The organism is Aquimarina sp. Aq107, assembly GCF_943733665.1.
Classification (GTDB): Bacteria; Bacteroidota; Bacteroidia; order Flavobacteriales; family Flavobacteriaceae; genus Aquimarina.
Window position 1 is genome coordinate 2636972 of the sequence record NZ_OX030782.1, and the last position, 13029, is coordinate 2650000.

Annotated in this window: 9 protein-coding genes; 3 read left to right on the forward strand and 6 right to left on the reverse strand. The window is 28.9% G+C overall.

Features of this window, described 5'->3' with window-relative positions; genetic code table 11:
* Window positions 1-28 precede the first annotated feature (28 nt).
* From NMK29_RS11180 to NMK29_RS11195, 4 genes are all read right to left on the reverse strand, one after another.
* Window positions 29-742 carry a LytTR family DNA-binding domain-containing protein gene (locus tag NMK29_RS11180; protein ID WP_108805286.1) on the reverse strand — a complete coding sequence of 238 codons (714 nt, stop codon included), beginning with the start codon at window positions 740-742 and terminating at the stop codon, window positions 29-31.
* 16 nt (window positions 743-758) lie between these two features.
* Entirely contained in the window at window positions 759-2987 is a 2229-nt protein-coding gene (locus tag NMK29_RS11185; RefSeq protein WP_108805285.1) for an ATP-binding protein, read from the reverse strand.
* A 67-nt stretch (window positions 2988-3054) separates the two neighbouring features.
* A complete protein-coding gene (locus tag NMK29_RS11190; RefSeq protein WP_108805284.1) occupies window positions 3055-5223 on the reverse strand; it encodes a tetratricopeptide repeat-containing sensor histidine kinase in 2169 nt (722 codons plus the stop codon).
* A gap of 159 nt (window positions 5224-5382) precedes the next feature.
* Window positions 5383-5892 carry a DinB family protein gene (locus NMK29_RS11195; RefSeq protein ID WP_108805283.1) on the reverse strand — a complete coding sequence of 170 codons (510 nt, stop codon included), beginning with the start codon at window positions 5890-5892 and terminating at the stop codon, window positions 5383-5385.
* 287 nt (window positions 5893-6179) lie between these two features.
* Here NMK29_RS11195 and NMK29_RS11200 point away from each other — a divergent pair, with 287 nt between their 5' ends.
* From NMK29_RS11200 to NMK29_RS11210, 3 genes are all read left to right on the forward strand, one after another.
* A complete protein-coding gene (locus NMK29_RS11200; protein WP_108805282.1) occupies window positions 6180-6995 on the forward strand; it encodes a hypothetical protein in 816 nt (271 codons plus the stop codon).
* 161 nt (window positions 6996-7156) lie between these two features.
* Window positions 7157-8371: a DNA polymerase IV gene (locus NMK29_RS11205; RefSeq protein ID WP_108805281.1), complete on the forward strand. Its 1215-nt coding sequence runs from the start codon at window positions 7157-7159 to the stop codon at window positions 8369-8371.
* 2 nt (window positions 8372-8373) lie between these two features.
* Window positions 8374-11331 (forward strand): DNA polymerase III subunit alpha, encoded by a 2958-nt coding sequence (locus NMK29_RS11210; RefSeq protein ID WP_108805280.1) that lies wholly within the window; start codon window positions 8374-8376, stop codon window positions 11329-11331.
* A 33-nt stretch (window positions 11332-11364) separates the two neighbouring features.
* Here the strand turns inward: NMK29_RS11210 and NMK29_RS11215 are convergent, their stop codons facing one another.
* Both NMK29_RS11215 and NMK29_RS11220 read right to left on the reverse strand, forming a co-directional pair.
* Window positions 11365-11961 carry a hypothetical protein gene (locus NMK29_RS11215; protein ID WP_108805279.1) on the reverse strand — a complete coding sequence of 199 codons (597 nt, stop codon included), beginning with the start codon at window positions 11959-11961 and terminating at the stop codon, window positions 11365-11367.
* Window positions 11962-12098: 137 nt separating this feature from the next.
* Window positions 12099-12974: a LytTR family DNA-binding domain-containing protein gene (locus NMK29_RS11220; protein WP_108805278.1), complete on the reverse strand. Its 876-nt coding sequence runs from the start codon at window positions 12972-12974 to the stop codon at window positions 12099-12101.
* Between the last annotated feature and the right edge of the window lie 55 nt (window positions 12975-13029).

The following is a 13029-nucleotide window of genomic DNA, read 5'->3' on the forward strand; positions in this document are numbered from 1 at the left end:
AGGAATATTATTTATCGAAGTAAAGAAGTTAGATCACCTTTAAGCGTCTATAAATATACTCTTTAAAAGTCCGACCAATAGGAATATGATGTCCTTGTATTTCTATGGTTTGGTCATATTCATGTAATGAGTCTATTTTATTCCAATTTATAATATAAGATCTATGTGTTTGTACAAATTCTAAGCTTTGAAGTTTCTTACTTAATTTTAATATAGAATATCTTACAGATAATTTTTTGTGATCTGTAGTAACTATAGAACAATAGTTTTTAGAATCTGTATGCGCAAAAAGTATCGAATTTAAATTCACTTTAATCAGTTTATTTCCACTTTTTACAAATATATTCTCTGGCTCATTAGTTCCGTGATTTTCTGAATTAATCTCTTGTTTTTGAGCCAATATTAATGCAGCTTGTAAATCATCTTTATTTATTGGTTTTGTTAGATAAGCTGCTGGATTGATGGTTGCAGCTTTACTCATTACATCCTTATCATTGTCTGAAGTAGCAAAAAATACTGGTATTTCATATAGTGTTTTAATCTTATACCCTAATGCAATACCTGATTCTCTACCATTTAGATGAATATCTAAGATTACTGCATCTGGTTTCAACTCTCCGATCTGTTCTTGTGCCTCAAATGGATCACCTGAACTACCAACACAAAAATATCCCAATTCTTCTAAAGTGATTTTAATATCTTCTAGATGAAATATATCATCCTCTACTATATAAATATTCATGATCTGTATGCTTTATTTACGCTGATAAAGGTTTAGAAATTGCCCCTTCTTCTTTAGTCAGCGATATGGTTATGGGAATGCTTAAGTCAAAACGTGTGCCAATTCTTTTTTCTGAAGAAACATTGATAGTTCCATTATGCATTTTTATAAAGCGATAAACTAGGTTAAGCCCTAGCCCTGTTCCTTTTTCACCTTGTGTTCCTATAGTAGATTTTTTTTCTAATAAATTAAAAAGGTTTTCTAGTTTACTCTGAGACATTCCTACTCCTGTATCAATTACCGAGCATAAAAACATATCATTTTTGTTTTTAAATTCTATTCGAATATTTCCTTCTTCGGTATATTTTAATGCATTACCTATCAGGTTTCTAAAAATGACATGAAAAGCTCCTTTATCAAAATTAATAGAAAAATCATCTTCATGTTTTAATTCTATTTTGGTTTTCTTATATATAGCCTGTTGGTTATATGATGATATGATCTCTGTTAACTCTTTATTCACAGAAATTGTCTGAGGATTCATTTTATATCCATTCATTTGTTCTAATGACCAATTCAATAAATTATCTAACATATTGGATAAACTCTCTGAGTTTTGTTCTAGTGCTTGTGATAGTTCTATTGTTTTTTCATTATTCCCATTTTCTACATGATATTTCAATATTTTACCTGATCGTTGGAAAGGGATTATCATACCTCTAAGATCGTGCGCTATAATAGAAAAAAGACGATTCTTAACTTGATTTGTAGAAACTAATTCTTTTTGTTGTTTTCTCAACTTTCTAAAAGCCCAAGCTCCAATTCCTAACAACAAAAACAAAAATGCAGCTGCTATCAAATACATATATTGCTGACTTACCGCTTTTTGCGCAATCTGTTTTTGCTCTTCTTTTTGTTTGTTAAGAGTCGCTATCGAAAGTTCTTTCTTTTTAGTATCGTACTTCTTCTCTAAATCCGCTACTTTAGTTTTAACTTCTTCATTTTCAACAGAATCTTTTATAAAGTGGTATTTCTTAAGATACATTAACGCCTTTTTAGATTCCCCAGTATTTTCATAATAATCACTCTTGTAATAGTGAAGACTCTTTTCGAATGTCAATATTTTTGATTTATCTGTTTCTATTTCTAATAAATCTATATATTTCTTGGCACTTGGGAAATTTCGTTTTTTGAGACTAATTTTCGCCATACCATCTATAGCTGATATTAACATCATATCATCCATTTTTTTTACAGCATTAGCATTCAATATGTTTTGATAAGCTTCTTTAAAATAAACTTCTGCTTTATCATAATCTTCTATATTTTCAAAATAGATAGTTGCTTTAGTATGCAGCGCATCGGAGATGAATCCATTATCATTTAATTTTCTTGCTATTACTAAAGTAGAGTCCACTGAACTTAGTGCATCCTCTGCTAGGTTCAATTTTCTTTGCGCATCTGCCATCCTAGAATAAGTAATCATCCGGACGTAACGATTATGAGTTTTATCTGATTCTTCTATTGCTTTCTTAAAATATTTTATGGCAATATCATATTGCTTTAGCCTTTTATATGAAGTTGCTAACATGCAGTAATACATATCCAAACCAGATGGTTTATCATCTTGTTCCAATACCTCAATAGCTTTTAAAAAACTATCCACCGCCTTTTCATATTTAGATAATCTTATAGAGTATGTCCCCCTATTTCCATAACAAGATGGTAAATAACTAGTAAAGTTGTTTTTCTCAGATATAATAACTGTACTATCGGTATGTTTTAGAGCTTTTTCATAATCTGCTTCTATATCAGCTAAATAAGCGTGTGTTTGATGATATAGAATCCAATGTTCACTCTCAGGATACTTAACAAGAAGTTTTCTAGTTTGCTTTAGTAATAATTCTGCCTCTGTTTTATTATTTTGTAATGCTAAATTATATGCTTTTTTTCCATATGCGGATGATAATAATTCTGAATCATCAATCTTCTTGGCCAGCTTAATACCTTTATCTAAATAATAAATAGATGAATCAATATTTCTTTGGTTCAGAAACATATAACCTCGAGATATTTGTATTTCTGCTTTACATTTTTCATCAACTTTGTTAATCATTTCCCTACAAAACCTAAATGCTATCTCATAGCTTTGAATAGTATCCATTGTTTTATGCCACCGTTCGCAATACTCATTCTCTGTTTGAGAATATATAGAGAAAGACATAAAAAAACTAAATAATAGTAATAGTAATTTTTGGAGTGTCATAGTGAGGTATTTGATTTTAAGAATTTTATGTAGAAATTACTGTATTATCTGTTTTTTTATAAAGGTTTTATTTTGTTAAAGGAAAGTTTAGGTCAAACCGAGTACCAATTCTTTTTTCTGAAGAAACATTAATAGTTCCATTATGCATTTTTATAAAGCGATAAGCAAGATTAAGTCCAAGCCCAGTTCCTTTTTCACCTCGCGTTCCTTTGGTTGATTTTCTTTCTTCTAAATTAAAAATATTTTCGAGTTTACTCTTAGATATTCCGACTCCGGTATCAATTACCGAACATAAAAACAGATCATTTTCGTGTTTAAATTCTATCCAAATGTTTCCTTCTTCAGTATACTTTAAAGCATTCCCTATTAAATTTCTAAAAATCACATGAAAAGCTCCTTTATCAAAATTAACGGAAAAATCTTTCTCGTATTTTAGTTCAATATTGGTTTTCTTATATATAGCCTGTTGATTATAAGATGATATGATCTCTGTTAACTCTTCATTTATAGATATTGTCTGAGAGTTCTTTTTATAACCATTCATTTGTTCTAAAGACCAATTCAATAAATTATCGAGCATATTGGATAAACTTTCTGAATTTTGCTCTAATGATTGAGACAATTCTATCGTCTTTTCATGATTACCTTTTTCTATATGATATTTTAATATTTTACCTGATCGTTGGAATGGAATAATCATTCCTCTAAGATCATGAGCGATAATAGAAAAAAGTCGATTCTTAACTTGGTTTGTAGAAACCAATTCTTTTTGTTGTTTTCTCAATTTTCTAAAAGCCCAAGCTCCAACTCCTAACAACAATAACAAGAAACTAGTTGCCAATAAATACAAGTTTTGTTGAGCCTGTGCTTGTTTAGTTATATTCTTTTGCTCATCTTTTTCTTGGTTAAGAGTAGCTATAGCTAATTCTTTCTTTTTAGTGTCATATTTTTTTTCTAAATCTGCTACTTTAGCGAATACTTCTTTACTAGCTATAGAATCTTTTAGAGAATGATATTTTTTTAAAGCTATTAGCGATTTTTCATATTGATTTGTTCGTTCATAATATTGTACATAAATCTTTAAAAAATAGATTTCATACTTAATAGAATTTAAATCTTTTTTAATTATTTCAAGTTCTTCTATTAACTTATAAATCGATAAATAATCTTCTTTAACAAAGTATAAATCTATTAATGATTTTACAGATTCAAATAAAAGTTCTTTGTCCTTTGACTTTTTAGCAGAAGCATATGCCAAATTAAAATATTCCTCTGCTTTTTTATTGTCTTTAAAATTTTCAAAATATAATATCCCTTTTTCAATTAAGAGTAAAGTCCTAAAACTTATATCAACATTTTTTTTTGCTAAGATCTCAGATGAATCTAATGCTTTTTTTGCTTTTTCATTTTCCCCAAGAAACCTGTAACACCTAGATAGTTTTTGGTAATTATTCATTAAACTGAGTTGATGGTCTTGTTTTCTTGTAAAGGATATTGCTTTTCTAAATAGATCTTTGGCTTTATCATAATATTGTAATTCTAAATAAGCTTTTCCTAAATTTCTATAGGTTCCTCCGATATCTTTTAAATATCCTTCTCTTTCTTTTATCTCAAGTGCTTTGATAAAATTCTTAGCCGAGTCTTCATAATTCCCTAATTTATAGTAGCAATATCCCAAATGATCGTATGTTTCATGAACAAGCTCTTCATAACCACTTTGTTTAGCAGCAATAATCGTAGAATCCATATAATCAATTGCTAAATAATAATCTGCAGTAACAAATGATATATACGCATTCTGTTCATAATATCTAATCCAACTTTTACTATTAGGATATGGAAGCAATAATTTTCTAGATAATTTTAATAATTGTTTAATTTCGGTATAAGCCTCTTTTCTAATCAATACCGAAATTTTGCTATTATAAGCGTCAGACAAAGCCTCATTTGCTTTTATTTTTTTTGCATATTCAATAGCTTTTTTATGATATAATAAAGAACTATCTATTTCCAACTTTCTAAAAAAAAGCTCTGCAATTTCACTATAAATACGAACGCGACATTCAGGATTAACTTCTAATAAAACTCTTTTAGAATATTGAATTCCTTTATCTAAATCGACTACTTGGTCTAGTCTATCTCTCCAAACATCACAGCTATCTTCAGCGTTCTGAGCATATATATTAATATTCGTATAGATAAAAACGAATATTAGTATATATTTTACTTTGATCATCGTTAGCTATTAATAAAGTACAATCAAGAAATACTTTAGTTACTATATCAAAGATAATCGCTTAAAATTTATTTTAGTTTGATTGTTACTAAAATATTAACAATCTAATATAAAGATTAAATAAGAACTAAATACATCATAAAATAACCTTGTTATTTATTAGATTCCTTCTCGCTTATTTACAGGAGTAGTAGGATTATAACCAAATCCAGAAATTTTAATTTCTACATTAAGTTGATTAAGAATATACCCTATCGTAGCGTAATGATGAATCGCATGGCTATTTGCATGTGCGAGAATGCTTTCTAACGTATAATTGACTGTAACTTTTCCTTGTCCCATATTATCTGTAACATGAATGAGATAATCAGTATTTACATCAACATAAGAAAGTAACGTTTCTTGTAGTGTATATATATGATCCTTTGTTGCTTCTATACTTGTAGATAAAATCTCATCGCGCTTACGAGCAGTAAGATCGATATCATTAGTATCTAGACCATTAATAATACAATCAAAAAAATCCAATGTATGTCTCATATGAGAACCTATACTAGAATAGTATGGTCCTACAGAAGCATTACAGTAAGTTTCTAAAGTTATTGCGTCTAATAAAGCAATAGCATTATTTAGATTATGGTTTATTGAAGATATGATAAGTTCTTTCATAGGGAATTATGGACGTAATATACACAATAAACTTACATAATAACTTTTGTAAAACGTTAAAATTATAATTTACATAGGTACTATACAATACGCAACGACTAACCTCGTTATGAGTGAATCAAATGATGAAAGCATCTATTAAACAGTAGGATATCTATCACTTTATTTATGGGTTACCCATAAAAATTAAGACAAAGTGCGCATTTCATCGATTAATGACAAATATTTTTGGATGTTACTTAGAAAATATTGTATACTTGTACTGTTCATTAAAAAGCCCCATAAAAATGAAAAGAATAGCATCAATCTTATTTTTACTTTGTTTTATTCCCCAAGCCAATGCCCAAAACCTTTATGAAGATGCTTTAACTGCTGCTAGTTATGCATATTCTCATTCTAAAAAGGCGCACGGAGCAAATAATGTATTTCATACTCAGGAATATGCTGATAAAGCAATAGAAGCTCTTGAGAAAGTAGAAGCACTTGCTGATAAGTGTGGTTGTGAAGAAGCTAATGAGACAGCATATGAGGCTAAAACTAATATGGTAAGCTCACTAGATCAAGATACTTATGAGCGAAGCAGATATTATGCAAAACAGGCAAAAGATCTTGGTCCTAAATTATTAGAACAATTAACCGATTGCCAAGCTAATAATGGTAGTAGTGAATCTTATGTGGTGGATGCTGTTAGTGAAGAAGAAGAAGCAATAGCAGTTGCTTCTGAAGAAGTAGCACAAAAACAAAAAGAATTAGAAGAGCAAAGACGTCAGTTAGCTATTGAACAACAGAAATTACAACAGCAAATTGCAGAACAACAGAAAGCTCAAGCAGCATTCGAAGCTCAACGTGCTGAAGAATTAAAAGAACAAACAGTAGTAAAAGCTAAAGCAGAACAAGCATTACAAAAACTAGAAAGTGCTTTACAAGAATTAAGTATAGCTTTTGATGATGAATCAATCTTCGAATCTCAAAAGGATTATTTAAGAAGTGAAAATGATTTACAAAACGAAACTTTAAATGATACAAAAAGTTTTTATGTAAATAGAGCTAAAGAACTTACTAAAAGTGCTATGCAACAATTCGCTGGATACACAGAAAATTAATACAATTGAATTTTATTTTGTAGCCCCAAAATAAAATTTTTTAGAAGCGACATCTTAATTTAAGATGTCGTTTTTTTTGATCTAATGTGAATAAAATTTAAAGCAACATATTTAGTTTTATGGAAATATTCCATAAATTTGGAAAAATTCCATAAAACTAAATATTGAGAACTATATTACATCTTGATCTTGATACATTTTATGTATCAGTAGAACGTCTTATTGATAGTTCATTACAAAAAAAACCTTTACTAGTAGGTGGTATTAGTGATCGTGGTGTTGTAGCAGCCTGTAGCTATGAAACCCGAGCATTTGGTATACACTCAGGAATGTCTATGAAGATAGCGAAAGAACTATGTCCAGAAGCTACAATCATAAAAGGTAATGCGGGTACATATAGTAGATACTCTGATCTAGTTACAGAAATTATTAAAGATAAAGTTCCTGTTTTTGAAAAATCTAGTATAGATGAATTTTATGCAGATTTATCAGGAATGGATAAATTTTTTGGTGCCTATAAGTATGCATCAGAACTTAGACAAACCATCATATCAGAAACCGGTTTACCAATATCTTTAGGTTTTGCTCAAAACAAGATCGTATCTAAAGTAGCTACTAATGAAGCGAAACCTAATAATCAATTAAAAATTGATTTTGGTACCGAAAAACCTTTTCTAGCTCCGTTATCTATCAAAAAAATTCCTATGGTTGGTGACAAAACTTTTCTAACACTTCGTAATCTAGGAGTGCGGCAAGTAAAAACAATACAAGATATGCCTGTAGATGTTATGAAAAGAGTTTTAGGAGTAAATGGATTAACTATATGGAAAAGAGCAAATGGAATAGATAACACACCAGTTATTGGTTTTTCTGAACGTAAATCTATATCAACAGAAAGAACATTCGATAGAGATACCATAGATGTTCACAAACTACGTAACATTCTTATAGCAATGACAGAAAACCTTTCATATCAATTGCGTAGAGGAAATAAACTGTCTGCGTGTATTGCAGTAAAAATAAGATATTCTGATTTTAACACATACTCTAAACAACTTAAGATTCCGTATACCAGTGCTGATCATATTCTAATCCCAAAAATTCTAGAACTATTCGAAAAATTGTATCAAAAACGATTATTAGTACGATTGATAGGTATTAGATTTAGTCATTTGGTAACCGGAAATTATCAAATAAATCTGTTTGAGGATAATGAAAAACAACTTAATCTATACAAAGCATTAGATCATATTAGAGGTCAATACGGAGATCGTAGCGTAATTAGAGCTGTAGCTATGGGGGCAAAAACTATCGGTAGAATGCAAAATCCATTTAATGGCCAACCTCCAATTGTATTAGCACATAGAAAACAATAAACGTGTATCTTAATTGTCATTCATATTACAGTTTACGATTCGGAACTTTTTCTGAAATAACATTATTAGAACTTGCTAAAGAAAATAAAGTAGACGCTATAGCTTTAACAGATATTAATAATACATCAGCTTGTTTAAACTTTATTAGAAAAGCAAAAGAGTATAAAATCAAACCTATTGTAGGTATTGATTTTAGAAATAATCATCAACAACTATATGTTGGTATTGCTAAAAACAACGAAGGATATAAAGAATTAAATGATTTTTTATCCTACCATTTTCATAATAAAATTGAGTTTCCTAAAAACGCTCCGCTATTCAATAATGTTTTTATCATATACCCTTTTAAACTAATTATAGAAACAAAAAAAAATAATTTTTTATCAAATGAATTTATAGGTATTTCTATAAAAGATTTAGCGAAACTTAGGTTTTCAAAGTATCTAAAACTAGAAAAAAAACTTGTTACACTACAACCTGTAACTTTTAGAACTAAAAAAGATTTTAATGCGCATCGTTTACTAAGAGCTATCGATAATAATATTCTATTGAGTCGTTTACCAGAGGATCAACAAGCATGCTTTTCAGAAAAAATGATCCCCAATGATGAAATTAAAAAACAATTTATTGAATTTGATTTTATTATAAAAAATACCGAAATCATACTAAATCAATGTAATGTAAGTTTCAATTTTTCTAAAAACAAACCTTCATTAAATCAAAAAACCTATACGGGAAGTATAGAAGAAGATAATATCTTATTAAAAAAATTATGTAAAAAGGGCCTTCCCTATCGATATAATAAACCAACAAAAAAAGTACTCGATAGATTAAAAAAAGAACTTGATTTAATTACCAAAATGAATTTTGTTTCTTATTTCTTAATTAACTGGAGAATTATTTCTTACGCTCAGGAAAAAGGGTATTACTATGTTGGTCGTGGTAGTGGTGCTAATAGCATAGTAGCTTATCTTCTAAAAATTACAGATGTAGACCCTATCGAATTAGACTTATATTTCGAAAGATTTATAAATTCACATCGTACTAGTCCTCCAGACTTTGATATTGATTTTTCTTGGAGAGATAGACAGGATATTACACGATTTATATTTTCAGAATTCGAAAATGTCGCATTACTAGGGGCATATGTAACTTTCCATTATAAAGGAGCTGTAAGAGAGTTAGGTAAAGTATTTGGTTTACCCAAATTCGAAATCGATAAACTCAGTGAAGGTAACTACGATTACAATTCTTTAGATCATATCCATAAACTAGTAATTGTTTATAGTCAACTTATACAAGGAATTCCCAATTATATAAGTATTCATGCAAGTGGTATATTGATTAGTGATAGATCACTTCATAATTATGCAGCTACCGATATACCTCCCAAGGGTTTTCCTACTGTACAATTTGATATGATCATTGCAGAAGATCTTGGACTATATAAGTTTGATATTTTGGGGCAACGTGGACTTGCTAAGATTAAAGAAGCAATAAAGATTATTGAATACAATCAACCAGAAAAGGCAAACTTTGATATTCACGATATAGATAGCTTTAAAAAAGACCCTAATATCAATGGTCTAATAAGAGATGCAAAATGTCTTGCTTGTTTTTATGTAGAATCTCCTGCAATGCGTATGCTGTTAAGTAAACTTAAAACCGATAATTATTTAGGATTAGTTGCTGCAAGTTCTATTATACGACCTGGAGTTGCTAAAAGTGGGATGATGCGTGAATATATCTTACGAGAACACGATATCGAAAGACGAAAAAACTCGCATCCTATTATGTTGGATCTCATGAAAGAAACTTATGGAATTATGGTATACCAAGAAGATGTTATAAAGGTAGCGCATCTTTTTGCCAAACTAACCCTTGATGAAGCTGATGTGTTACGCAGAGGAATGAGTGGTAAATTTAGATCTCGTAAAGAATTTAAAGAAGTTCAAAAAAAATTTATTCAAAACTGCAAAAATGAAGGATATGAAGATAAATTAATTTTTGAAATATGGGATCAAGTAGCCAGTTTTGCTGGATACGCTTTTCCAAAAGGGCATTCTGCTTCTTATGCAGTAGAAAGCTATCAAAGTTTATTTCTAAAAGCCTATTTCCCTCTAGAATATCTTGTAGCTACATTAAATAATGGAGGCGGATTTTATCGACCAGAAGTATATCTACATGAAGCTAAGCTACTAGGGGCAAAAATCCTAACTCCATGTATAAACATTAGCAAATACGAACACATTCTTATAAATAATGATATTTACCTAGGATTAAGCATCTTACGTAACTTAGATTATAAAACTTCAGAACTTATACTATCAGAACGCAAACAACATGGAACTTACTTGTCACTTAACAATTTTATCGATAGAGTACCTATAAGCATTGAACAAATAAGTATACTGATTAAAATAGGCGCATTTGCATACACACAAAAGAACAAACACGAATTATTATGGGAGGCACATTTTAAATTGAATACTACTTTACCTGACCAGAATCAACCTGTTTTGTTTGAAGAAAAACACACTAAATATCAATTACCAAAGTTTCAAACATCAAAATTAGAAAATGCCTTTGAACAAATTGAATCTTTTGGATTTCCAATTTGTGGATATTACGAAATACTGGTATCAAAACCTATGAATCAAAATCGAGCTAATCAATTCAAAAATTTTATTAATAAAAAGATTGATATCTATGGGTATTTAATTGCTATGAAAAATACTAGAACTTCAAAAGGTAAGCGTATGGCATTTGGTACTTTTTTAGATCAATTTGGGGATGTTTTTGATACGGTTTTATTTCCTCCTATACAGGAAAAATATAAACTTAGACATAAAGGGGTTTATCGTATGTATGGTAAAGTAGTACAAGAATTTGGTTTTTTAAGTATTGAAATTATAAAGATTGTAAAACAAGATTACATTCAAGACCCCAGATACACATAGGTTAAACTTTTTATCTTTCTATTAACCAGGTATTTAATTGCAATCCAATTTAATATCAACTTGATTTAATTCCCTCCATATTGATTCATCAAATGATTTTGGAGATACCCTAAAATAAACTATGTGCTTTTTTAAATGATTACAATAAGATAAAGAAATCTTTGTGTGTAATTTTATATACTCATTCTTAAAAAAAACATCATAAACCTCTATAATACCATCGAAAGATGATGTTGAGTCTTCAGATTTTTTAAATGTTGTATTCGTATTTGGTAGCCTTTTAAACAGTTTTAATTTTGTAAGTAATCCTGTCTTCATAAGTCCTGTAAAATAAGTCTCCATATCAGATTCGATTTTAGAAACAGTAAGGTTTGGATTAGTATCTAAAACCCATATAAAAACATAACTGAAATATTCTTCATGTTCTTTATCACCCCATCCTTCTGCAAAACGTATATGTTCTTCTCCCTCATAAGGAAGTGAACGAGCAAAAATTAATGGAAACTCTAGAACCTCTTTTCTCCAAGTATCCGGAGCTTCTAAAAGGTTATCAATTTGGTTAGTTTTACACCCTTCTATCAAAATAATAATCACAAAACTTAAAATAATTTGTAATAAACGTGCTTTCATAAATATTAAATTTTAAAGCTTACAAATTAAATCATCAAAACTTCTCGAATGAGATTATGTGATAAATGGGAATCTTTTGGGATAAACAGGAAGAAATAAAAATAATAGTATTTAGAAACGAGAAAAACACTGTATATCTAACTTTGTAAAATTTTATTAAACCAAGTTATTTTAGACCTAGAAACTGGGATTTTAATACTCAATCCAGTTATAGTTAATTGATATCCTCTCGCATTTCCTTTTATCTTCTCTACCATTTTTGTGTTAACTAAATAAGAGCGATGACATCTAAATAAAAATGGGTACTCTATCAATTTATCACCAACATTAGCTAATGTATTTCTAAGTAAAAAACTACAAACTTCTCCTTTATTAAAATAAAAAATCTCAACATAATTACCACTACTTTTAATTGCCAAAATTGCACCAGGATATACTAAAAACTCTTCTTTATCTAATCCAGAACTAAGTAAAACTTCTTTTTTCAAAGAAAAATCTAACGGTACAGATTCTGATGGTATCGAATAATTAGTATTTCTAAAAAATGTATCTAATACTATATAACGTTTTATAAATAAAGAGAGAGGAATAAATAAGACCTCAAAAATCATTATATATTTTAACGTAGATACTAACCAATCTAAATAATCATGATTATTGAATCCTCCAACTAATAAATTAATAATAAACGATAATACTAGAAATATCGAAATATCTAATACAATAGATTTAGTATATATATAAAAAGTAGGATTAGTACTAGAATTATCTAGTCCAATATTAGAGAAAGATGGTATTATAACTCTTGTTATAAAAGTTATTACAAATACTAAAAACGCTGTAAGTAAAGAATCACTAAAAACTCTAAATAATGGATAAGATCTATATTCAAACGGTTGAAATAATAATAACAATAAGAAAACTAAAGCACCAAATATAAATGATATTAAAAATGCGCTTTTTATTTTTATTGAAACTCTTGTCTCTTTCAGTGCTTGTAAATTAAGTATCATATACCAATATTAAGGTACTTAAAATTAAATGGATATTGCAAACAAAGCAAGAATT